This is a genomic window from Sporolactobacillus sp. CQH2019 (assembly GCF_028765345.1).
Lineage (GTDB): Bacteria > Bacillota > Bacilli > Bacillales > Sporolactobacillaceae > Sporolactobacillus.
This window is the reverse complement of the sequence record NZ_JARAJZ010000001.1, coordinates 438,960-462,285: the sequence shown is the minus strand read 5'-3', so window position 1 is coordinate 462,285 and position 23,326 is coordinate 438,960. Positions and strand designations below refer to the sequence as shown.

Here is a 23,326-nt window from a genome sequence, read left to right as displayed (position 1 = left end):
TAAAAAATATGACAGTACGCGTAAAAATTCCAAATGGCTTTAAGACGGTTAAAAAGAATGGTAAAGACACTGAAGTAAAACAGTTTAAGGAATACGCCATTCGAGAAAATATCCATAACGTTAAGCGAGCTTATTTAATACAAAAAGATTTTTTTGATTTGAGTAAGAAAATCGACTTTGACGGTGAAGAAGCAAACACTGATCAGATTCAGTCGGGTATCACGGCAAACGTTGAGGCACTCGATAAAGTTGAAAATTTCATCGCTGATGTCGTTAATAATGAAAATTTAACCGTTGATTTTATAGAAGAAAACTTTTCTGAGAATGATCTGACGAAAGCAAGTCAAGACTTAATCAACAAACTTTTGCATGTTGACGAGAAAGTAGCGGGTGTTTCAAACCCAAAAAAGTCAGTATCGGCGAAGCCATCCGAGGATTAAATGATCTTCGTCTCAAACTTGTTAAAGAGAATAATTGGACGCTGGATCAAGTGGATAATCAGGATTATTACGAATTATTGGAGCTGTTTGATCCAAACAGCAAGGAAAAGGAATACTCACTCGATGATTTCACAAAAACACTTGAATAGAAAGGAGGTCATTAAATGGCTCAAATTAACGATCAAAAAGCGTTAGCATCAATGGTCGTCCATGTTGGCTTAGACGACGTACAGATGACGCAGGGGTTAAATAATCTGAAAAGTACTGTACGTGCGGCTACGGCTGAATGGCGGACGCAGTTTGCTATCTTAAATAGTAGCGGTGATAAACTAGGCGCATTAAAAGCCAAATACGACGGGCTTAATGTAACCATTGCCGCGCAGGAAAAGGAACTGAAGCAGTATCAATCGGAACTGTCTAATCTCGGCGGACGCACGCAGCAGAACTCAGCACAATATGACAAGTTATCAGCTTCGATCAATAAGACAACTCAGCAGATTTCCGCCCGTAACGCTGAAATGACGAAGACAAAGCAGGCTTATGATTATGAAGAAACTGGCATTTCGAAGAACCGAAGTGAATTATCCCTTCTTCAGCGTGAGATTGCGGCTACAGTCAAGATGTATCAAGCCCAAGGCAAAGAGCAACAGGCGAATACTGCACAGGCAAAGGGATTAGCGGATCAAATCACCAAACTTACTGACATTCAAAATAAAGAGCAGGGATTACTCAGTAAGCTGGCATCTGAGCAGGGGAAAGATTCGGCAGCGTATAAGGAACAATCTGTCAGGGTAAAAGAAGCAGCGGCAGCAGTTGCTAATGCTCAATCCGAGTATAAAAAATTAGGTGATTCCGCCGGACAGTCTATTAGTAAAATCAAGCAGTTTGGCGACGCGGCACAAAAGACGCATGATGTTTTTAAAGGCAGTTTTCTTGGATCACTTTCAGCCAATATGGTTTCTTCAGTTTTTAGTAAAATTTCATCGGCGATTAATACCACTGCTCACGATGTTGTATCCGCTGGCGTTGCTGAAAATAAAACCCTTGACGGTATCCGCAATGTCTGGACGAATCTAACGAAGTCTGCCAAAGATGGCGAAGCAATGACGAAAGTCATTGAAGACATCCATTTGCAGAGTTCTTATTCAATCGGGACAATTGATAGTCTGTCCAAGTCGATGTACGGGCTGACCAAGAATAAAACGGATATGCAGCAGCTTGTGACTTCGATTGCTGAAGTGGGACGGGCTAAAGGATTAGATGATTCAAAACTGGTTCAAATTGCCACACGGATGAGACTTGTGGGTGCAGCCGGAAAAGCAACATCAAGCGACATTACGAGGATGAACCGAACTTTGCCCGGATTCGCTGACGCGATGGCAAAGAACATGGATGTCAGCACAACTAAACTTTTTGAAATGGGTAAGAAAGGCCAGCTTACAGCCAAAGATTTTGAAAATGCCATGAATGCGATGGGGAAATCCAACTCAAACGCCTTCCAAAATTATGATCATACATGGGCTGGCTTTTCAAAATCTATGAAGGATAACTTTGATAAGTTGGCTGGTACGATGATGAAGCCGCTGTTTAATACGGATAAATCTGGACTTGGTGCTTTACAAAAGATGATGTCATCGAAAGTGATGCAGCAGGGCGCAACAGCATTAGGAGAAGCTTTTGCACAGCTTGCAGGCCAGATCTCGAAACAGCTTCCGACAGCGGTTAACTATCTAACGGCTCATTCGAAGGACATTTCAAGTTTCCTTAAAACGATTGAAGGAACCATAAAAAATGTTTGGGATGCAGCTTCTCCCATTCTCCAATTTTTGTTGAAAAATCCTCGTGTTTTTGTAACCGCAGCAGTCGGGATCGGTGCAATTTCAGGAGCGATTAAAGGGATTGGCCTTGCGGCTAAAATAGCTTCGATTGATTTTAAAACCATGCGTACAGCTCTCATTTCTACGGGTATTGGTGCAATTGCGGTAGGAATTGGCATAGCGGCTGACCTTATCATCACACATTGGAGTCAGATTAAAAAGTTCTTTGCGCCACTCGGTAAATGGTTTGCCGGAATTTGGAACGGAATTTCTTCCGGCGTTTCAGGTTTTGTTTCTGGACTTGGCAAATGGTGGAACAAAATGACATCCGATGCCGGAAGCAGAGTGAATGCTTTGGCAAGCGGTATTAAAAATGGTTTCACAAATGCCAAAAATTGGGCAACAAGCACAACAGATGCTATGGTTAATCAAGTTGCTAATTCTCATTCCTGGCTGAACAAGCAGACAAATGGCGCTGCGAAAACGATGTATGACGGATTGAAGAAAACCTATCGGGACGGCGGCACGGCATTACAGGATCGGACAAACACTTTCTCAGATTTGGTGAATGGCCGATGGGGAAAACTTGGCGGAGATATCAAGAAGACTTCTCAAGATACGATGAAAACAGCCGGAGACTTTTTCAAAGCCGGATACGATACGTTAAATAAGCTCACGGGTGGACGGCTTGGCGACCTGTTTAATACCATGAAATCATGGGGCAAGAATGTTGTTAATTTCTTTAAAAATTTACCCAACGATATGGCAAATGGGATTAAATCAGGCGCTAGAGCGTTAGGCAACGCCGGTATTTTCATCGGCAACAAATTGATTGAGGGTATTCAAAACGTGATTAATGGCGTTGTTGGCGGCATCGACTGGGTGCTTGGCAAGATCAGTATGCCGACAATACCGAACGCTAAACTGCCAAGTATTCCGTATTTTGCGAGTGGTACAGTTGATTCAATGGGGCGTTTTCTCAAAGACATGCTCGTGCATGTTGGCGATGGAAACAAGCCGGAGCTAATCAAGCGGGCGAATGGAAAGGTTGAATTGTCACCTTCAAAAGATACCCTAATGCTCATGCATAAGGGTGATGCAATTCTCGGCGGAGATAAGACAGCACAACTTCTCAAACTTTTAAATATCCTCCCACATTTTGCTTCTGGATCTTGGCTTGGCTCCATTGGCTCATTCGTCAGCGATGCATGGAATAAAATCTCCAGCACGGCATCGGACATTTGGAGTTACATGAGTGATCCGTCTAAACTTCTCAATTCAGTTATGGGACATTTTACGGATTCATCCATTGGTAAACTCGGGGGCGTTGTGCAGGAAGTGGGACAAGGCATCGTGAAAACGATAGCCAATGATGCCGGAAAATGGCTGTCTAAATTGAGCAGCAGTATGGCTAATCCATCGGGATCAAATATTAATCGATGGAAACCGGCTGTAACCCGTGCGCTCTCAATGAATAGTGTGCCGACATCAGCGAACTATATCGATGCCTGGATGAAGCAAATACAGACCGAATCAGGCGGCAATCCGAACGCTGTTCAACACGGCTACACCGACATTAACACGTTGACGGGAAACCTCGCTCGTGGACTTGTTCAGGTGACACCTTCGACTTTTGCGGCTTATCATCTCAAAGGTATGGATGATATCATGAACGGTCTAGACAACCTGGCTGCTGGCATCAATTATGCCAAACATAATTATGGGATATCCGGTATGCTAGATGTCATCGGTCATGGTCATGGTTATGCAAATGGTGGACTGGTGACGACGGCTCAGGTGGCGAATATCGCTGAAGGTAACAATCCTGAAATGATTATTCCGTTAACGAATCAGAACCGAGCAATACAATTGATGTATCAGGCACTCGATTTTTTAACATCTAAGAATGGTTCCAGTTCATCGGGTTCTAATAACCAGCCTGTAACGGTTAACAACACTATCAGTTTGCCTGCGATTAATATTAACGTCAGTGGTACGATGGATAAAAATTCAGCGAAAGATGCGGCAACTCAATTCTCTAACATAATAATAAATAAATTAAGACAAGTGGGAGTCAACCTTAGTTAAAAAACGGCATCATCCATTTATTTGGGTGGTGCCTTTTTTCGTTACATTAATCCATTCTCTTTTAGAGCTGCTTTCACGACATTATTAACAAATACAGATTTACTGACATTCAACTTGCCACTTACTTTTAACCTGTCCAAAGCAGCAGATACATCTTGATCAAAATAAATGCCTGTTAATTTTTTTTCATTTTTCTTCTTTGGTCGATCAGATACCATAGATTTTACAATATTATTGCTATCGTTCTCATTATTATCTACATTAATTCCTTCATTAACATTTTCACTTTCATCTGCATTAGCAACATTACCGAAATTTGCCAAAGTTGTTTTTTTTCGTTGTGTCATACGTTAACAGCCTCCTTAACCTCATTATATAGATTAATATAAGCATTAACAATATCATTATTTTTATTCTCTTTGATTAAGGTTGCGGGTAAGCCCTCAAATGCTACGGCAGATGCAAATCGGATAGACCTGGGGATTATAGTATCAAACATTTTGACATGCTTATGATCGCAATATTTTCTGCATTGATTCAAGACATTGGCATGAAGGATTGTCCGATCATTTACCAGGGTTCCGACAACGCCTAAAATGTCCAAGCGTGGATTATGTGCCTGTTTAAAATCATCAATAGCACTCAACATTTTAATGAGGGAGCGCATAGAGAATGACTCGGGCTGAAAAGGAATTAAGACTTCATCAGCGAACGAGAGAATATTTCCTGAAACCAAACCAAGGTTTGGAGGGCTATCCAGAAAAATCACATCGTAATCATTTACAATATTTTTGAGCATATCCCTTAGCAAATAAAATGGTTTTGAAAACTTATTTAGATTGGTCAATATTTGAAATTCAAGCATAGACAAGGAATCGTTAGAAGGCAAAATATCAATGTTATCTGTGACATGTTCGATGACATAACGAGGATCGATGGAATCAACAAGCACATCAAAGAGGGTAGTTTCAAATTGATCAGGATTTAAATTGAACGATAGAGAAACATTGGCTTGATTGTCACAGTCTATAATAAGTACACGTTGTCCATTTTGGGAAGCAACACCTGCGAGATTTGTAACCGTGGTTGTTTTTAAAACGCCACCTTTGTTATTAGCCACAGCAATAACAACACCCATAATATCATCTCCATTCATATTAGCTCTTATATTAATATAATAGATCAGAATGGTTTATATATCAATATAAATGTTAATATTAATATATAAAAATAGTAGTGATATTTCTTCCTATATAATGTAGGGGAAAACTGCATGTAGGTTCTATATCCAAGGTGAAAAAATAATCATTCAGACTGTTAAAAATTCATTTGGTAAAACATTGCAATTATTATTCACTGGAGTTATATTTATCTCATAAGATTTATCACCATAGTGATGTGTTGAAAACAAGTCATTTGGTAATTTATAATTCTCAATTTGAATATAAATCCTATTATATAGCGGATTATTAGATATGGGTTATTATTTTTAATTCACGATTGACAATCCGAACGCCATCTCAACATGCGGCTGCGGACACTCGTTTAAAACAGCCGACGATCAGGGCGAACCCGTTAAAGACTGCGGCTGCTGATGATTGCTTTATAGAAGGATCGACGATTGAGTGCTGTCAATAACGATAAGAAAATGACACTTTACAATCATGATTGAAGAATAAAATCAATCATGAAACTAAGGTGAACAATTGTTGTTTAAGCATCTTCTAGCAGCAGACTAGGAGGTGTTTTTTTATTGTTGAAAAAAATCCGTCATCAACGAGTGCATTAGAAATTTTGCTCGGAAAAGTGCGAATCAGCAGTCTCTCGTTAAAATAAGCAATCATTTCAAAAAAGGCTGTTGATTCAGGCAGCTATCCCATGGCTGGATACATAGATTTGATATACGACTCTATATTAAAAAAATAGACGACCACGCAGTAAACGGACCTACACAATCGTCCGATCAAATTCAGAAAACCGAAACGCCAATAAGTTATGCTGAACCTAATCAGACGCACCGAAATGCCGAAATGTCGCACCAAATCAGAGCGGTCGCACCGAATGTGGTCAGAGCCGCACCAAAATGCTGAAATGTCGCACCGAATCAGGCCAAACGCGCACCGAATCAGAGCGGTCGCACCGAATGCGGCCGGAGCCGCACCCAAATGCCGAAATGTCGCACCGAATCGTCGGGAAGTTGCACCAAATCAGAGCGGTCGCACCGAATGCGGCCGGAGCCGCACCAAAATGCTGAAATGTCGCACCGAATCGTCAGGAAGTCGCACCAAATCAGAGCGGTCGCACCGAATGCAGCCAGAGCCGCACCCAAATGCCGAAATGTCGCACCGAATCAGGCCAAACGCGCACCGAATCAGAGCGGTTGCACCGAATGCGGCCGGAGTTGCACCGAAACGCCGAAATGTCGCACCGAATCGTCAGGCAGTCGCACCGGAATCCAAAGTGTCAGCACAACTAAAAGTTCCTCCATTCTTTATTTTCCATCTTTTTATTTTATGCCTATCGATTTGATACGCAGCCCGATATTCGCTCTTGGTAAAGAACTTTGTCCAGTGATCAACTTAAATGATGATATGGAGCAATACTAAAAGGACCTTTGCTGGCTTGAGATCCAGAAGTCCCGAAAATTCAAGATTGCTGCGGGTTGACGAGCGGTTCACCATAAAATACTGTTTCACAAACTTTGGATTTGATGCTAAAATAATTTTTCACTCATATTGAAACGCGAAACAATGGCCGGCAGAAAAATAAGGGAGTGTTTTTCAATTTCAATTTTTAAAAACGTTGTTCTACCTTGGCTTTAAACCAGTCAGGACTTTTAAGAGAAGAGAGAATGGAAGCGGAAATCATGTACAAAAGTGTGCAATTTTCAATTGATCTCTGCATCTGAGATTTCAATGACATTCATCCAGATCCTTGCATTATGGTTGAAATGTTAACAAAAAAGACATATTATTGGTGTTGAGAAATGAATTGTGTTGTAGCTTGTGATTTAAATCTCAAACGATTTCGACTTAATTTACTACAGAAAAGGTGGCTGTGAATCATGGGTAAGCCTAAAATTTTAATCATTGGCGCGGGTTACGGAGGTATGATGACAACGGTTCGTCTGACTAAGGAGCTTGAAGCGGACGATGCCGATATAACGCTTGTCAATAAGCACAATTATCATTATCAGACGACGTGGCTGCATGAAGCGGCGGCTGGGACCATTCATCATGACCGGACGAGAATGCTGATCAAGAACGTGATCAATACGAATCGCGTCAACTTCGTTCAGGATTCAGTTCGATCGATTGACAAAGAGAACAAAAAGGTCGTTCTGAAAAACAGTGAGATTGACTATGACTATCTGGTGATTGGGTTGGGCTTTGAATCCAATACATTTGGAATCAAGGGCCTTGACGAAAATGCATTTGCCATTCGCAGTGTCAATACGGCGCGCAAAATCCGCGAGCATATTGAGTATAAATTTGCCAGCTATAACAATGATCCGGATGCGAAGGACAGCGATCTGACCATTGTCGTCGGGGGTGCGGGCCTGAGCGGTGTCGAATTTCTCGGCGAGCTTGTGAACAGAATCCCGAAGCTGTGCAAAGAGTATGATGTCGATCCGTCCAAAGTCAGGATCATTGACGTCGAAGGAACACCGCTTGTCCTTCCTCCGTTTGAACGTGATCTTGCCGAATATGCGCAGAAGTATCTGGAAGGAAAGGGTGTTGAATTCAGACTCAGTACCTTCATTAAAGAAGCGATGCCCGGCGGAGTCAAGGTTCAGAAACAGGGGAGCGATCAGCTGGAAGAAATTGAGGCAGGCACTGTCGTCTGGACAGGCGGTGTGAAGGCGAGTCATATTCCTGCTGATTCCGGCTTCGAAACGAACCGCGGAAAGATCCAGGTTACGGACGATCTTCGCGCGCCGGATGACGATCATGTTTTTGCAGTCGGGGACGTTGCAATTGTTTTTCCGGCGGAAGGCGAACGTCCTTACCCGCCGAGCGCCCAGATTGCGGTCCAGCAGGCTGAAACGGTTGCAAAAAACCTGAAACACCTGATTAAGGAGGAGCCGACTGAGAAGTTTGTATACGAGCCCAAGGGCACCGTTGCTTCTCTCGGAGAAAAAGAAGCAATCGGAGTTGTGTTCGACAAGAAGCTGACCGGAAAAACCGCGGCCGCTCTGAAAAAGGTGATCGACGACCGTTATCTGCTGATGCTTGGCGGTATTGGCCTCCTGCTCAAGAAAGGCAAACTGAATCTGCTGTAATCTGGCCCGGGAGGATTCGGCAGCTGCCGGTGTTCCCTAAAGAAGAGAAAAAGATCCGAGGTTGTTTTTCACCACTTCGGATCTTTTTTATTCACCCTAAGAAAAGGGCCTGGCTCTATTTCTTAAATTAATTGAAAATAAATTCATTATTTTAAACGGAAAGGAAAACTTAATAAAGTGTTCACCGTTCCCGAAGGATTTCCCAAATTTTCATCAGCTGAATCGTCTCATCGGGATGATCCGGAAGTTCCTCAATGAAGGAAAAAAGCCCGGGCATTTGCTTGATCCGCTCAAGCAGCCGGACATCTTCACGGCTGACATACACCGACTGGGGCTCGTGAACCAAAGGCGTCCGCCCGAGAAGAAAGTCCGTCGAGACATTCAGATAATCGGCAATTTGAACAAGCATTTCCGGATCGGGCTTGCGGGCCCCAGATTCATAGCGGCTCAGCTGGACATTTGAAATTTTCAGTTGATCGGCCATTTCCACTTGCGATAGATTTTTTTCATCGCGTAGAAAACGGATCCTGCTGCCCAGCGTGTTTCGCATTGAGGAACGCCCTCCCATTTAAAAACTTCGTTATGGATTTGGTAAACATTAAAAATTTTAACATGTTCTCTTTTTGGCGGGAGATATATTACCAAATAGGATAATATTTATGTACCTTATTCGGCTTGAATGTTATAATTTGGTTAATGATTTCCAATAAGGTAATCGGAGGATGAATGATCATGCTCACAGTTGATCTGCAGAAACTAAAAGCGTTGCGCAAATCCAAGATGTCGCTGGATCAGATGTCTTCACACCTCGGCTATCAAAGTCCGAACGGCTATTATTATCTGGAAACCGGAAGGAGCAGGATAACGGCGGAGACACTCGCTAAGGTCGCGACAATTCTTGGGGTGCCGATTGAGGAGTTTTTCGTTGAGAAAGATGAGAAGGACGAATGATTTCCTGATCCGAATGGTTCGGGCACATGATCGTTAAACGATCCCGTTCATCTATGATCAGTCGCTGTCCATGCGGAAGCCGGCCGCAGGCAAAGTACGCACCCGCTTCAGACCAGAAAAAGTCTGCCCTGAGACGGAAAAGAAGCGCTTTTTAGACATGAAAACGTTCTTCGGCTTGATGGTTCGGCCATGAGATTTTTCCGGGTTAAATAGAGCAGATTTATCAGCCGCCGAGGGTCTCTACCGGCTGCGTTCACGGTTTATCTGCTGCATTGGGCTTTTTCCGGGTTAAATAGAGCAGATTTATCAGCCGCCGAGGGTCTCTACCGGCTGCGTTCACGGTTTATCTGCTGCATTGGGCTTTTCCCGGGTAAATAGAGCAGGTCTATCAGCCGCAAGGGTCTTCTGCCGGCCGCCTCCGCAAGCCTATTGGGCCGCATGAGGTTCCCTTTCAGCCGATTTCGTCATTTATAAATGTTCATCCCGGTGGGTCCGCATAAAAAATTTTATGGCAGGGGCATGAATTCGCTGCCGGTGCTATGAATTTTTCCGGGTGAATGATAAACTAGGTATCGTACTACTTGGCTGATCAGGGCGGCGGATATCGGTCCGCCTTCTTCATGACCGGCTTATCACTGAAGGGAGGTATTATGATGTGCGGATTTTGCGGCTATATGGCGAATAGCAGTGTGCTTGAGCCCGGGCGGCACGAACAGAATGCAATGACCGAACGTGCGGAAGTGATCGAGCACCGCGGACCCGATGATGCCGGATATTATACCGATGATCAGATGCAGCTCGCATTTCGGAGATTGAGCATCATTGATCTGGCCGGGGGACACCAGCCGCTGCCTTACGATAATGATCGCTACTACATCATTTATAATGGTGAAGTTTATAACTATGTTGAATTAAGGAACGAGCTGATACGGAAGGGCTACACATTCAAGACGACCTCGGATACGGAAGTCATCGTTGCTCTGTATGCCGATTGCGGGACGGATTCTGTCAAATATTTGCGCGGCATGTTTGCTTTCCTGATCTGGGACAGGCAGGAGAAGGTATTGTTCGGAGCGCGGGATAGGTTCGGCATCAAGCCGTTTTATTATATGGAGAAAAAAGACGGGGTGTTCTTCGCCTCCGAGAAAAAGAGCCTGCTTGTCGGTGAAGAACCTCACCCCGTTTCGGAAAAGGCGCTTCAGTATTATATGACCTTCCAGTTTGTTCCGGAGCCCTATACGCTTTCCGACCGGATCCGGCGGCTTGAGCCGGGGCACTATCTTCTTAAAAAAGCCGACGGGCCGCTGCAGATCAAGCCATACTGGAAGCCGTCTTTCTCACCCGTCAGCCAGACAGTGGATGAAGCGCGGAAAAAAATCCAGAATGTGCTGGTCGACTCGGTCAAGATGCATATGAGAAGCGATGTCCCTGTCGGCGCATTCCTGTCGAGCGGCATTGATTCCACTTGTATCGTTGCCCTGGCCAAACGTTTCAATCGCAACATCAAGACGTTTACCGTCGGTTTTAAGAGCAAGGGCTACAACGAAATAGATATCGCAAGGGATTCGGCGGAGAAACTGGGTGTCGAAAATCACGCAATTGAAGTGACTCCGGAGATGTTCATGGAGGAGCTGCCGCGCATTGTCTGGCATATGGACGATCCGGTTGCCGATCCGGCCGCGATCCCGCTTTATTTCGTTGCCGGAGAGGCCAGAAAACATGTCAAGGTTGTCCTGTCGGGAGAGGGCTCGGACGAACTGTTCGGAGGCTACACCATCTACCGCGAACCGCTTGCACTCAACTGGTTTGATGCCGTGCCCGCTTCCGTAAAAAAAGGGCTTCGTGCTTTTGCAGGCAGGCTTCCCTACGGAATGAAGGGACGCAGTTATCTGCTGCGCGGCACGACGCCGCTGCTTGACCGTTATGTCGGCAATGCGTTTATGTTCAATGAAAATGAGAAAAAATATGTGCTGAAAACTTTTTCACCGGACTCGCCGTTCACGGATATTACGGGTCCCATCTATGAGCGGGCGGCCGATTATGACAAAGAAGAGCAGATGCAGCTGATTGACATTGAGACCTGGCTTCGCGGCGATATTCTTGTCAAGGCCGATCGGATGACGATGGCCCACTCTCTGGAGCTTCGTGTTCCGTTCCTGGATAAAGAAGTCTTTGAGGTGGCCCGCTCTCTGCCCGTTTCACTGAAAACGGGGAACAGGACGACCAAGTATGCCTTCCGCGAAGCGATGCGCGGCATTGTACCCGACTCGATCCTTTTCCGCAAAAAGCTCGGATTTCCCGTACCGACCCGTGTCTGGCTGAAAAATGAACTCTATGACTGGGCCAGAAAGATCATTCATGACAGCGGTACGGACCGCTACATCAATAAATTCTACGCTCTGAAGCTGCTTGACGACCACTGCAGCGGAAAACGGGATAACAGCAGAAAAATATGGACGATTTTGATGTTCATGCTCTGGCATCAGATCTATATTGAAAAAACAATCACTATTAACAAACAGCCGGTTTATCAGGCGTAAGAGAGCTGAAAACAAAAAGCCGCGGAAAATCAATTATTGATTTTCCGCGGCTTTTTCAGCTGAAAGATCTCTTTGAGGAAGGATCTCTTTGGCCGGTATCCGTTGCTTTTCAGTGAGTCTCCGGTTCCCGGCCGTGTTCCAGCTCTTCGCTCGGCTTGAATAAGATGGTCAGGCAGTACAACGCACATAGACCGACAATACCAAAAATAATACGGGAAAGCGCGGTATATGCGCCGCCGAAAATCACCGAAATCAGATCGAATCGAAAAAAGCCGATCAGTCCCCAGTTGATGCCTCCGATAATCAGAATCGTGAGGCATGTTCTCTGCAAACCGCTCATGATTTTTCCTCCTTTTTTGTCCATGCAAAGTTAGCCTGTCATGATTTTGAAAAAATATTCATGAAAATAATCGAAGACGGGTTCAAAATGATTCATAATTTTTGACCGGGGCGGAAGAAAAACGAAGTAAAAAAGTGACATTCATGTGAATCGGCCGTTTGCCTGTTTCCCTGACTTGAATTTATGGAGTGGGTCTTGTACAGTGAATAGAGAAAATAACTTTCATTTTACATTGGAGGCAAAGAGCATATGGCTAAGAAAGTTGCTTTTGACTACAGCAGCGCGCTTCCGTTCTTTTCGGAACATGAACTGGATTATTTATCGGCGGCCGTATCGGCAGCTCACAAGAAGATTCATGAAAAGGCAGGGGCAGGCAACGATTTTATCGGCTGGCTGGATCTTCCGACTGCATATGACAAAGAAGAATTTGCCCGCATTCAAAGGGCTGCCGAAAAGATAAAGAACGATTCAGATGTACTGGTTGTGATCGGCATCGGCGGGTCTTACCTCGGCGCGCGCGCAGCCATCCAGACATTGAATCATTCATTTTACAACGAACTTCCTGCAGGCGATCGCAAAACGCCGCAGATTTTCTTTGCGGGCAACAGTATCAGCCCGACTTATCTGAGTGAACTTTTTGATTTGCTGAAAGATAAAGATGTGTCGGTTAATGTGATCTCTAAATCGGGGACAACGACCGAACCGGCCATCGCATTCCGGATTTTCCGTGAATTTCTTGAGAAGAAGTATGGCAAAGAGGCGGCCAAAGGGCGGATTTTCGCAACGACGGATAAAGCCAAAGGCGCGCTGAAGACGCTGGCCGACAAGGAAGGATATGAATCCTTTGTGATTCCGGACGACGTAGGCGGCCGTTTCTCGGTTCTGACGGCTGTCGGCCTTTTACCGATCGCGGTTTCGGGCGTCGATATCGAGCAGCTGATGGCGGGGGCCCGCGATGCGCAGAACGACTTCAGCGAGCCGGATCTTGCCAAAAATCAGGCTTACCAATATGCGGCGGTCCGCAATATTCTTTACAGCAAGGGCAAAACGGTCGAAATGCTTGTTAATTTTGAACCGCATCTTCATTATTTTGCCGAATGGTGGAAGCAGCTGTTCGGCGAAAGCGAAGGCAAGGATTTCAAGGGATTGTATCCGTCGTCAGCCGATTTCAGCACGGATCTTCATTCACTCGGACAGTTCGTCCAAGAAGGCCGCCGGGTGATGTTTGAAACGGCCGTGCTTGTCGGCGAGCCGCGCAGAAACATGACGATTAAGGCGGAGGAAAGCAATCTCGACAATCTGAATTACCTGGCGGACAAAACGATGGATTTCGTCAATAAAAAGGCCGCCGAAGGTGTGCGCCTTGCCCATACGGACGGACAAGTACCGCAGCTTGTCGTCACGATTCCGGAGCTGACGGCTTATCATTTCGGCTATCTGATTTATTTCTTCGAGAAAGCCGTTGCAGTCAGCGGCTATCTGCTCGGCGTCAATCCGTTCAACCAGCCGGGTGTTGAGGCCTATAAGAAAAATATGTTCGCACTGCTCGGCAAACCGGGTTTTGAAAAAGAAAAAGAAGTGCTCGAAAAACGGCTGAATCATTGAAAAACGGGTCTGACGGCGTGACGATCGCCCGCGGGAAGACAGCCGGTTTATTAAATTAAGATAAAGTGACAAAGATGTCAGAAGAGGCCCTGCCGGCGGCGGCAGGGCCTTTTTCCGTTTGACGGACGGACGCTAATCCCTTAACATGAATATCAGCGGATCATTGAGACATGCGTTCAAACGGAAGGGAAGAATTAAAGGGTGAAAGGGAAAAATGCGGGAATGCTGCCGAAACTGATCAGCATTCTTCTGACTTTTATTCAAGTCATCATCGCTTTGGAAATACTGCTTCATTTTTTCGAAGCTAATGAAACGCCGTTTGTCAAATTGCTGAACGGCCTGAGCCAGCCGATTCTTCAGCCTTTTCAGGGAATTTTCCACCCGGTCATTCTCAGCGGGCACACGCTGGACCTCTCCGCGGTATTCGCCCTGATTGTCTACAGCGTCGTCGGATTCGGCATTCAGAAGCTGCTCGGTATTTTAAAAATGAAGTAAGGCCGGGGAATCGGCGCTGGAATTTGAAACAATGAGGATCGGCCTTTTTTTCGCAGCGGAGGACTTTTCACTTGGCGATCCGGATTGACAGCAATGACTTCAGACAAACTGATTTATCGGGTCCTGAATAATTGATTCTGAATATTTATTTCCTGACTGCGGCAAATGCGGAGACAGATTTGGAAATACGAGGGCAAAACCGCAGAAATGTTCAGCCCCTCGTATTTTTTTCTGTATTTCCGGATGCTGTGTCATTAAGGATTCCGTGGAATGAATATTTGAGAAACCAGAAATTGTTCAGCAGAAAAAATCGGGACAAGCCGGCCGGCCGCGTTCGTTCCAATTTTTCCGTGGGATCGTTTAAAAAGCCGGACTGAAAAATGGCATCGTTGACCTCATTATGGAAAATGTAAATTAATTGAATGAAATATGGATTTTGTACAGCAAATCCCTTCTAACCTTTAATCCGTTCTGCACCATTTAATTCTCTTAATATATATTTTTCCTTCAAGGCTTTAGAGGCAATCCCTGCGCCTATGATTAACATTAAAGAAGCCAAATTCGCAAAAAATGCTCCACCGTACAAAGTAAAATCCAAAGCAGTCAATTTGTTCAGAATTACGGTACCGACTTTAAGTATCCCGTTCGCTCATTGTCCGGCTATGCTTGCCGTCAATTCATGATCGACTCTTCCTGAAACCGTTTCTCGAAAGGCGACGAGCGGTTCCAAGATCAATAAACTTCTGCGATGGCCGATAAATCTCTGTCCCGGTTGATGAATCGGCTGGACTTGCTGAAGACCGATTAAACACCGTCGACGACCGATAAACGGCTACTAATGGTCGATAAGGAACTGAAATCCAATCCATACAGCCGGGCCGCAGGTTGTGATTCTTTTTCTTTGCACTTGGAGAAGTTATCCATTACTTTTCGGAGAACTTACTGGCTTCCGGAGTCATTTGAATGATACGCGCAACGCGGTGAGGCAACATAGATAAATCATGATGACTTTTTCGTGACGGCGAAATGATTATCTGCCGATTACCAAATTTTCTGCTTTCAGATTGTTATGACGATAAGAGTTTCACAGTGCATCATCCGGAATGAGTCCGGTTTGTTTTTATTATAGTAAAATAAAGAAGCCGATTGCTGCTGCAATCGGCTTCTTTCAATAAATAGATGGAGCATAGGGGGATCGAACCCCTGACCTCTGCCATGCGAAGGCAACGCTCTCCCAGCTGAGCTAATGCCCCAGATCATTGCTTTATTTACGTCAACTCAAATAGTTTAACAAAATATTGTGTGACCGTCAATAAGTGAGACCGAATATTTATGATAAATGCTCGGGAGCTTTAATAAAGATGTTGTCCGTTCAATTTTGTCTCTTTATCTGACATTATTATGTTATAAGATGAAACATTTTTTCGTTTAAAAATAAACAAAATTTATTTATTTTTGAATACGCTATCATTCGCAGCCTGACAGAAATTATTGAGATGAGTGAATGAACAAATTAGTCGGAGTGTATTGAATATTTATGAATAATGAGTATAATGAAAATTATTAATTGTAATTTTTTATTACATCTATTTTTCTCGCAATTTACATTATTTAAAAAGTAGGAGGAATTTTGTATGAGCAATATTTTTAAAACGAAGCCGATCGCAAGCCTGATTGCCGAAACAAAGGGCAAGCAGGGCCTGAAAAAGGCGTTGAGCGCATTTGACCTGACCTTGCTCGGCATCGGAGCCGTAATCGGAACCGGTATTTTTGTTTTAACCGGGGTTGCGGCGGCCAATTATTCAGGCCCCGCACTTGTCATTTCATTTATTTTATCCGGATTGGCCTGCTTCTTCGCCGCTTTGTGCTATGCCGAATTTTCTTCGACAGTTCCGGTTGCGGGCAGCGCTTATACTTACAGCTACGCTGCTCTCGGCGAAATCTGGGCGTGGATCATCGGCTGGGATCTGATTCTTGAATATGCCGTGGCAATCAGCGCGGTTGCCATCGGCTGGTCGGGCTACGCCGTCTCTTTGCTGCAGAGCATCGGACTGACGCTGCCGAAAGCCTTCACGCTGGCGCCGCTTGACGGAGGCATCGTCAATCTTCCGGCCATGCTCATTATTGCTCTTATTGCCTGGCTTCTGATTACCGGCGTCCGGCAGACATCGAATTTGAACAGTGCAATCGTGATTATCAAATTAGTTGTGATCGCTCTGTTCATTGTTCTGGCTGTTTGGCATGTCAAGCCGTCCAACTGGGTTCCGTTCATGCCTTTCGGTTTTAATGGCGTCGTTTCCGGCGCGGCCGTCATCTTCTTTGCCTATATCGGCTTTGATGCCGTGTCGACGGCGGCTGAGGAAACAAAGAATCCGCAGAGAGACCTTCCCCGCGGCATTCTTTATTCGCTCCTGATCTGCACAGCGTTGTATATTGTCGTTTCAGCCATTCTTACCGGTGTTGTCAAATATACCGCATTTGCCCACACATCCGCTCCCGTTGCTTATGCCCTTCAGCAGATCGGCATTAACTGGGGTTCCGCGCTTGTTTCCGTCGGCGCAATCTGCGGGATTACTTCGGTGCTGCTCGTCATCACTTACGGCCAGACGCGTATTTTCTTCGCGATGGCCCGGGACGGCCTCATTCCCCAGGTATTCGGCAAAGTCAGCGAAGAGCACCAGACACCGGTGATGTCGACCGTGCTTGTTGCTATTGTAACCATGGTTACCGCAGGCTTCCTTCCGATCGGCATCGTTGCCGAACTGGCGAATATCGGAACACTGTTTGCATTTATCATCGTTTCGATCGGGGTCTGGGTCCTTCGTGTAAGGAGACCGGATCTGAAAAGAGCGTTCAGGACACCTTGGGTACCCGTTGTCGTTCCGCTGGCTGTCCTGTCCTGCGGCTATCTGGTCATTCATCTTCAACCGGCGACCCTGCTTCGCTTTGTCGTCTGGTTTGCAATCGGTATGGTCGTCTACTTTGCATACAGCAGGAATCACAGCCTGCTCAGCCAGGCGCTCGAATCGGAAAAATCTTCTTCTTCCGTGTCCTGACGGAGGCAGATTTGTACTGAAATATAGATAATTTTCGGCGGCATTTTTCGCAGCAATGTGAAAAATGCTGTTTTTTTAATAAGATAAGTATAGAATTTGAAGGTGTCACAAGGCTGAACTGGTGGTACCTTTTTTTATGCGAAAAGAAAGTTAAGAAGAATGAATCTCGGCTGCGTCCGGGAACGCTGCCGGGTTTCTCTTTATTCCGTTCCATCCTGTCAAAAATTTTTGTAATCCGCTTGAGCTCTTTATTTTTTTGGTAAGGTAAAAGAGATAGTTCAGCACGTAAAGGCGAATAATATAATTGGCATGATGCACACAAGACGTTGCGAAGGAGAAATGATTCGAATGGATAAGGCCGGGTTATATAAACGTTTGTTTATGGTCGCCTACTTTATCTTGGGTGCGGTGATTGTCGGGCTGCTTGTCTTTTTTATACTTCTTCTTATTGGCAACTATCTGACCGATGATCAAAGCCTGGTGATGAGCCGGACGTCGGTCATCGTTGATCAGCAGGGACATGAGATTTCAAAACTCTATGAAGAGAACCGGGACCCCGTTTCTTTAAAAAAGGTGCCGAAGTATGTCCAGAACGCCTTTATTGCGACGGAGGATTCGCGCTTTTATCAAAATTCCGGAATTGATCTTCGCGGAACGCTGCGCGCCGCCGTGACGGATATTCTGTCGGGCCAGAAGGCGGAAGGCGGCAGCACGATTACGCAGCAGCTTGCCAGAAATGCCTATCTTTCGAACGACAAGACGTGGCTTCGGAAACTGAAAGAAGCGGCGATCGCCATCAGCCTGGAACGAAAATACAGCAAGAATCAGATTCTCGAGATGTATCTGAATCAGCTCTATTTCGGCAATGGCATTTACGGGATTGAGATGGCTTCAAAATTTTTCTTCAACAAGGATGTCAGCCAGCTGACCGAAGATGAGGGCGCGCTGCTTGCCGCGCTTCCAAAGGGCCCGAACGGCTATTCGCCGATCTCCCATCCGACCCTTGCGCTTCAAAGGCGCAATCTCGTTCTGGACCTCATGCAGAAAAACGGCTATCTTTCGGCGGAGCAGTGCGTCCGGCTGAAGGGCAAGACATTGGGGCTTAATGTAACGAAGATCCAGAGCCATCCGGAGTATGATACGTATATCGACATGATCAAGGATGAAGCTCAGCAGCGCTACCATATCGGGAATGATGAACTGATGCGCGGCGGCTATAAAATTGTCGTTCCGATCAACATTCAGGCACAGAAGGCGGCCTACACGGCGTTTAATAACAGCAGTTATTTTCGCGGCACGAATCCGAATGTTTCGCCCCAGGGCGCGTTTGTGCTGATGAGCAAGGACGGTGCGGTTCTCGCCGTTCAGGGCGGAAGGGATTACGTGAGCGGCGGTTATAACCGGGTGAATGTTTTACGGCAGCCGGGATCGTCATTTAAACCGCTCGCCGTGTACGGCCCGGCGCTTGATTCGGGAAATTATCAGCCTTTTTCCATGCTTCAGGATAAACAGGTCGTCTATAAAAATTACGGCAACTATGCGCCTAAAAATTATAATGGCGTTTATAACGGACAAATGTCGATGTATGACGCCGTCACGGTCTCGCAGAATGCTCCGGCGGTCTGGCTGCTCGATCAGATCGGGATCAGCCGCAGCAAGACGTATCTGTCTAAACTGGGATTCAATCTGCCGGATAACGGTCTGGCCATCGCTCTCGGCGGTTTGCAGCAGGGCGTTTCTCCGCTGCAAATGGCAACGGCCTATACGGCATTCGACAATCAGGGAGTGAAAACGACGCCGTACTTCATTCAGTCTATTTACGATTCCAATGGCCGCCGGATCGGCGGGGCGCAGACGAAGAAAACGAAAGTTTTTTCAGCTCAGACCGCCTGGTACATGACGCGGATGCTCCAGTCCGTCGTGAAAAACGGAACGGCGCAGGCCGGCTATACCGATGCGGCACTTGCCGGGAAGACCGGTTCGACAGCCTATACGAAATACGGACTGAGAGACGCCTGGTTTGTCGGCTATACGCCGGATGTTGTCGGGTCCGTCTGGATCGGATACGATCAGACAAGCGCAAATCAGTTCCTTTCGGGATCCAGCGACGACGCCGTTCGTTTGTTTAAATCGGTGCTTAATAATGTTCCGGGCGAGTCGCGCCTTGCATTTGTTAAACCGGCAAACGTGTCCGACCTTGATCAGCCGATCCGGCTGGCGCAGGTGACTCATTTAAATATAGAGGGAACACTTGGAAAATTCGCCATGCCGGCATTGAAACTGACCTGGGACGCTTCGTCCGACAAACGGATTGTTTACCGGATTTTCGAGGAACAGAACGGAGTCAGCACGCTTAAAGGGGAAGTCACCGGAGAAAGCCAGTATCAGATCAATTTTATCAATCCGATGACCACGGCTACCTATTTCGTGGTGCCTTATAATCCGCAGACCAATCAGCAGGGAACGTCTTCACCTAAAGTCGACGTGAACTGGTTCTCCCGCCTGCAGGGGACGGCTTTGGGAAATTCAGGGTGAAATTTGTCGTTTTATCTCGTAAAATAGAATTATGTCCGAAGAAACGCTGCGGGGCCCGGCGGCTTGCGAAGAACAGGGCTTATAAATTGTCAGACGGAGAATGCCGTTTGTCTTATTTTGCTGCTGCCCTAAGAAAGGCTGTCCGCAAAGGGGGAGCGGCGATGAGATTGAGGTTCGGAAAATGAGTCTGTGATGTTTTAAAAAATTGGAGAGACTGCTTCAAAATCGAAAAATCAATTGATGAGACAGCCTCGGCATCCTTTGAAAGGGATTGGATAAATTGCTGAATGATATATTTCTGAGAGCATGCAGACATGAAGAGGTCCCCTACATACCGGTCTGGTATATGCGTCAGGTGGGACGCTACCAGAAGGAGTACCGGGAGATTCGCAGGAACTATTCGTTTTTCGACATCAGCCGCAATCCGGAAATCTGTGCGCAGGTTACCTGTTCCCCGGTCGAAAAGCTGGGGGTGGACGCGGCCATCCTGTTTGCAGACATCATGACGCCTCTGAAAGCACGGGGACTCGATGTGAAAATCGTTGAAGGGGTCGGGCCGGTCATTGAGCATCCGGTAAAATCGGGGAAAGATCTGACCCGCCTCGGCGGGCTGGATCCCCGCGCTGACGTACCTTACGTACTTGAGACGATCAAAATACTCCGCCGCCGGCTTCAGGTTCCGCTGATCGGTTTTGCGGGTGCTCCTTTTACACTGGCAAGCTATCTGGTGGAAGGCGGCCCGTCAAAAGATTATCATCGGACAAAGGCGTTTATGTATACACAGCCCGGCGACTGGAAGGTGCTGATGGATTATCTTTCCGAGCTGACCATTGCTTATCTGCAGGCGCAGATTGAGGCGGGCGCTCAGGCAGTTCAAGTGTTTGATTCGTGGGTCGGCGCCCTGGGAGAGGAAGATTATCGGACTTATATAGCTCCGTCCATGGAAAAAATTTTTACAGAACTTAAGCAGACCGGAGCGGTAAGTATCTATTTCGGGGCGGGAGCGGGCCATCTGCTGAAGGAATGGGCCAAACTTCCGGCCGATGTGCTTTCCGTCGACTGGCGCACATCGCTTGCCGAGGCGCGCAGACAGGCGGGCGGCAAGGCTCTTCAGGGCAATCTCGATCCCTCGCTGCTGCTTGCTCCCCCGGAACTGTTAAAAGAACGCGCCGGAGAAATCCTTGATGCATCAGGCGGGAAAACAGGGTTCATTTTTAATCTGGGCCATGGCGTTTTTCCGGAAGTCAAAGAACAGGCATTGAAAACATTGACGGATTTTGTTCATGATTATTCCAAAAATATGAAAAAGCTGGTGCAAACAAATGGAAAATGAGACAGTCGGCCTGCTTGTCATGGCCTACGGCACGCCCTATCAAAAGGAGGATATCGTGCCTTATTATACGGCGATCCGTCACGGCAGGCGGCCGAGCGATGAGCAGATTGCCGATCTGACCCGCCGCTATGAGCGGATCGGCGGGGTATCTCCGCTCGCGGAACTGACGCGCCGGCAGGCTCTGACTCTGGAGAGCAGGCTGAACGAGCGCCAGCAGGCTCTGACTTTTAAAGCGTATCTCGGACTTAAATATATCCACCCGTTTATTGAAGACGCGGTCAGGCGGATTCATGAGGACGGCATCAGCCGTGCCGTTGCACTTGTGCTGGCGCCCCACTATTCGCGATTCAGTGTTCAGTCCTATACCGACAGGGCGCGTGCGGCTGCAGAAAAATCAGACGGTCCGCAGATTGTGCCCATTGAGAGCTGGTACAGGGAGACAAATTTCATTCGTTTCTGGGCGGGACAGATTCGGCAGACCCTGGCATCGATTCCGGAATCTGAACAGGATCGGAGTGTCGTTATTTTCTCGGCCCACAGCCTGCCGGAGAAAATTCTGAAAAACGGTGATCCGTATCCCGACCAGGTTGCGGAAACGGCGGAAGCGATTGCCGGGGAAGCGGGAATCAGCCACTATGTCCGGGCATGGCAGAGTGCAGGAAAAACGCGCAACCCGTGGCTCGGGCCGGATGTGCTTGATATCGTCCGGACATTGAGAGAAACAGAGGGCTATCGACATTTTATATTCTGCCCGATCGGTTTCGTGTCCGAGCATCTGGAGGTGCTTTATGATAATGATCAGCAGTGCCGGCGGCTCGTCGAATCGCTCGGCGGCATCTATCACCGTCCGCAGATGCCTGATACCGATCCGCTTTTTATCGACGCCCTCTCCTCAGCGGTGCTCAAGGTGCTGGATCAGTAGAGGGTGCGCCCCCTCTTTCTGAAGCGGACAGCAAACCGGATGGGGCGGCAGTCCGCCTCACAGGATGAATCGTTTCCCTTTTGGATCGGCTTACTTGAGCGGTCTGTTTTTTTTCAGGCGGCAGCAGGAGTTTTTTTCTTTGTTTGCGTTCCTGCCGAACCTGTCCGGGAAGATGCAGCGGTTTCTGAAAAAAACCGCGATCGGGACCGACGCATTCGCACGCTTATAAGCGCATGTTTTAGATGATGAGATGCTTTTGCAATACTAAATGACCGATTTGCTTATTCGGTCAGAAATCGGTGATAAAAATGGTTGTCGATCGTAAAGAGAGCATTGCCAAAGCGGCTGAAAGAACTTTTGCATCTTTCGGCTACAAGGCTACGACAATGGATCTTGTGGCACGCGTGGCCAATGTCGGCAAAGGGACAATTTATACTTTTTATAAGAATAAGGAGGAATTGTTCTATGCGATTATGAATCAGTTTATCCAAAAGCTTAAAAAAGTGGCGCTGAATGCGATCCATCCGGAGGACAGCTTTTTCGTCAATCTGCACCGGGCGCTGTACAATGTGCTGGAACTGCGCAAGGAGCATCAGCTGACGATCAAACTGACGCAGGAAATCAAAGAAATCGGCACGATACAGGCAAAACAGGCGCTGGCCAATATAGAAGACGCGATTCTTCTCTTCCTTGAGGGTTACGTGAAGGATGCGATCGCTAAGGGAGAAATTCAGCCGTGTGACACCAGGATCACGTCGTTTGTTATTCTGAAGCTGTATATCGCCCTTGTTTTTGACTGGGAAGAACGGCACGCTCCCCTGAGCAGCGAAGAGATTGCCAATCTATTTGATCTGTATCTGGTAAGGGGATTAAAGAAATAATGATCCGATGCTTTTTTTATCGTACAAAATGACCAAATGAC

Annotated in this window: 16 protein-coding genes, 1 tRNA gene and 1 pseudogene; 13 read left to right on the top strand and 5 right to left on the bottom strand. The window is 46.5% G+C overall.

Going from position 1 to position 23,326, the window contains the following annotated elements; all coding sequences use genetic code 11:
• The first annotated feature begins 8 nt into the window (after positions 1-8).
• Positions 9-440, top strand: a complete 432-nt coding sequence (locus OYT88_RS02135; protein ID WP_274397706.1) for a hypothetical protein — start codon at positions 9-11, stop codon at positions 438-440.
• A 164-nt stretch (positions 441-604) separates the two neighbouring features.
• Entirely contained in the window at positions 605-4,345 is a 3,741-nt protein-coding gene (locus tag OYT88_RS02130) for a tape measure protein (RefSeq protein WP_274397705.1), read from the top strand.
• Between the two features lie 41 nt (positions 4,346-4,386).
• Here the strand turns inward: OYT88_RS02130 and OYT88_RS02125 are convergent, their stop codons facing one another.
• Both OYT88_RS02125 and OYT88_RS02120 read right to left on the bottom strand, forming a co-directional pair.
• Positions 4,387-4,692 (bottom strand): hypothetical protein, encoded by a 306-nt coding sequence (locus OYT88_RS02125; RefSeq protein ID WP_274397704.1) that lies wholly within the window; start codon positions 4,690-4,692, stop codon positions 4,387-4,389.
• On the bottom strand, positions 4,689-5,483 hold the full coding sequence (locus OYT88_RS02120) for a ParA family protein (RefSeq protein ID WP_274397703.1): 795 nt from the start codon (positions 5,481-5,483) through the stop codon (positions 4,689-4,691). Before OYT88_RS02120 ends, OYT88_RS02125 begins: the two co-directional genes overlap by 4 nt.
• A 355-nt stretch (positions 5,484-5,838) precedes the next feature.
• On the opposite strand from OYT88_RS02120, the pseudogene OYT88_RS02115 reads away from it, so the two are divergent.
• A pseudogene (locus OYT88_RS02115) lies at positions 5,839-5,940 on the top strand (iron-sulfur cluster assembly accessory protein); the annotation flags it as partial.
• 1,469 nt (positions 5,941-7,409) lie between these two features.
• Positions 7,410-8,627, top strand: a complete 1,218-nt coding sequence (locus OYT88_RS02110; RefSeq protein WP_274397702.1) for an NAD(P)/FAD-dependent oxidoreductase — start codon at positions 7,410-7,412, stop codon at positions 8,625-8,627.
• Between the two features lie 181 nt (positions 8,628-8,808).
• On the opposite strand, the gene OYT88_RS02105 is transcribed toward OYT88_RS02110, so the two are convergent.
• Positions 8,809-9,177 carry a helix-turn-helix domain-containing protein gene (locus OYT88_RS02105; protein WP_274397701.1) on the bottom strand — a complete coding sequence of 123 codons (369 nt, stop codon included), beginning with the start codon at positions 9,175-9,177 and terminating at the stop codon, positions 8,809-8,811.
• A 182-nt stretch (positions 9,178-9,359) separates the two neighbouring features.
• On the opposite strand from OYT88_RS02105, the gene OYT88_RS02100 reads away from it, so the two are divergent.
• On the top strand, positions 9,360-9,578 hold the full coding sequence (locus OYT88_RS02100; RefSeq protein ID WP_274397700.1) for a helix-turn-helix domain-containing protein: 219 nt from the start codon (positions 9,360-9,362) through the stop codon (positions 9,576-9,578).
• Between the two features lie 653 nt (positions 9,579-10,231).
• Positions 10,232-12,118 (top strand): asparagine synthase (glutamine-hydrolyzing), encoded by a 1,887-nt coding sequence (asnB, locus tag OYT88_RS02095; RefSeq protein ID WP_274397699.1) that lies wholly within the window; start codon positions 10,232-10,234, stop codon positions 12,116-12,118.
• A 109-nt stretch (positions 12,119-12,227) separates the two neighbouring features.
• Here the strand turns inward: asnB and OYT88_RS02090 are convergent, their stop codons facing one another.
• Positions 12,228-12,458: a DUF378 domain-containing protein gene (locus tag OYT88_RS02090; RefSeq protein WP_274397698.1), complete on the bottom strand. Its 231-nt coding sequence runs from the start codon at positions 12,456-12,458 to the stop codon at positions 12,228-12,230.
• Between the two features lie 249 nt (positions 12,459-12,707).
• Between OYT88_RS02090 and OYT88_RS02085 the strand changes: the two genes are divergently transcribed.
• Together OYT88_RS02085 and OYT88_RS02080 are read left to right on the top strand one after the other, a co-directional pair.
• Positions 12,708-14,063, top strand: a complete 1,356-nt coding sequence (locus OYT88_RS02085) for a glucose-6-phosphate isomerase (RefSeq protein WP_274397697.1) — start codon at positions 12,708-12,710, stop codon at positions 14,061-14,063.
• Positions 14,064-14,264: 201 nt separating this feature from the next.
• Positions 14,265-14,558, top strand: coding sequence for a YggT family protein (locus OYT88_RS02080; protein WP_274397696.1), 294 nt, complete (start codon positions 14,265-14,267; stop codon positions 14,556-14,558).
• Positions 14,559-15,738: 1,180 nt separating this feature from the next.
• Here the strand turns inward: OYT88_RS02080 and OYT88_RS02075 are convergent.
• A tRNA-Ala gene (locus OYT88_RS02075) sits at positions 15,739-15,811 on the bottom strand.
• A gap of 381 nt (positions 15,812-16,192) precedes the next feature.
• On the opposite strand from OYT88_RS02075, the gene bcaP reads away from it, so the two are divergent.
• The 5 genes from bcaP (at position 16,193) to OYT88_RS02050 (ending at position 23,285) form a co-directional block, all read left to right on the top strand.
• On the top strand, positions 16,193-17,614 hold the full coding sequence (gene bcaP / locus OYT88_RS02070; protein ID WP_274397695.1) for a branched-chain amino acid transporter BcaP: 1,422 nt from the start codon (positions 16,193-16,195) through the stop codon (positions 17,612-17,614).
• A 348-nt stretch (positions 17,615-17,962) separates the two neighbouring features.
• Positions 17,963-20,149 (top strand): transglycosylase domain-containing protein, encoded by a 2,187-nt coding sequence (locus OYT88_RS02065; protein WP_274397694.1) that lies wholly within the window; start codon positions 17,963-17,965, stop codon positions 20,147-20,149.
• 271 nt (positions 20,150-20,420) lie between these two features.
• Positions 20,421-21,482, top strand: a complete 1,062-nt coding sequence (gene hemE, locus OYT88_RS02060; RefSeq protein ID WP_274397693.1) for a uroporphyrinogen decarboxylase — start codon at positions 20,421-20,423, stop codon at positions 21,480-21,482.
• The gene (hemH, locus tag OYT88_RS02055; RefSeq protein ID WP_274397692.1) at positions 21,472-22,404 is read left to right on the top strand and encodes a ferrochelatase; all 933 of its coding nucleotides are present in this window, start codon (positions 21,472-21,474) and stop codon (positions 22,402-22,404) included. Before hemE ends, hemH begins: the two co-directional genes overlap by 11 nt.
• Positions 22,405-22,712: 308 nt before the next feature.
• Positions 22,713-23,285, top strand: a complete 573-nt coding sequence (locus OYT88_RS02050; RefSeq protein ID WP_274397691.1) for a TetR/AcrR family transcriptional regulator — start codon at positions 22,713-22,715, stop codon at positions 23,283-23,285.
• Positions 23,286-23,326: the final 41 nt, after the last annotated feature.

What these genes read in the sequence shown, in the direction of transcription:
- OYT88_RS02135 (WP_274397706.1), top strand. Translation starts at nt 9, where the DNA reads ATGACAGTACGCGTAAAAATTCCAAATGGCTTTAAGACGGTTAAAAAG.
- OYT88_RS02130 (WP_274397705.1), top strand. Translation starts at nt 605, where the DNA reads ATGGCTCAAATTAACGATCAAAAAGCGTTAGCATCAATGGTCGTCCAT.
- OYT88_RS02125 (WP_274397704.1), bottom strand. Translation starts at nt 4,692, where the DNA reads ATGACACAACGAAAAAAAACAACTTTGGCAAATTTCGGTAATGTTGCT.
- OYT88_RS02120 (WP_274397703.1), bottom strand. Translation starts at nt 5,483, where the DNA reads ATGGGTGTTGTTATTGCTGTGGCTAATAACAAAGGTGGCGTTTTAAAA.
- OYT88_RS02110 (WP_274397702.1), top strand. Translation starts at nt 7,410, where the DNA reads ATGGGTAAGCCTAAAATTTTAATCATTGGCGCGGGTTACGGAGGTATG.
- OYT88_RS02105 (WP_274397701.1), bottom strand. Translation starts at nt 9,177, where the DNA reads ATGCGAAACACGCTGGGCAGCAGGATCCGTTTTCTACGCGATGAAAAA.
- OYT88_RS02100 (WP_274397700.1), top strand. Translation starts at nt 9,360, where the DNA reads ATGCTCACAGTTGATCTGCAGAAACTAAAAGCGTTGCGCAAATCCAAG.
- asnB (WP_274397699.1), top strand. Translation starts at nt 10,232, where the DNA reads ATGTGCGGATTTTGCGGCTATATGGCGAATAGCAGTGTGCTTGAGCCC.
- OYT88_RS02090 (WP_274397698.1), bottom strand. Translation starts at nt 12,458, where the DNA reads ATGAGCGGTTTGCAGAGAACATGCCTCACGATTCTGATTATCGGAGGC.
- OYT88_RS02085 (WP_274397697.1), top strand. Translation starts at nt 12,708, where the DNA reads ATGGCTAAGAAAGTTGCTTTTGACTACAGCAGCGCGCTTCCGTTCTTT.
- bcaP (WP_274397695.1), top strand. Translation starts at nt 16,193, where the DNA reads ATGAGCAATATTTTTAAAACGAAGCCGATCGCAAGCCTGATTGCCGAA.
- OYT88_RS02065 (WP_274397694.1), top strand. Translation starts at nt 17,963, where the DNA reads ATGGATAAGGCCGGGTTATATAAACGTTTGTTTATGGTCGCCTACTTT.
- hemH (WP_274397692.1), top strand. Translation starts at nt 21,472, where the DNA reads ATGGAAAATGAGACAGTCGGCCTGCTTGTCATGGCCTACGGCACGCCC.
- OYT88_RS02050 (WP_274397691.1), top strand. Translation starts at nt 22,713, where the DNA reads ATGGTTGTCGATCGTAAAGAGAGCATTGCCAAAGCGGCTGAAAGAACT.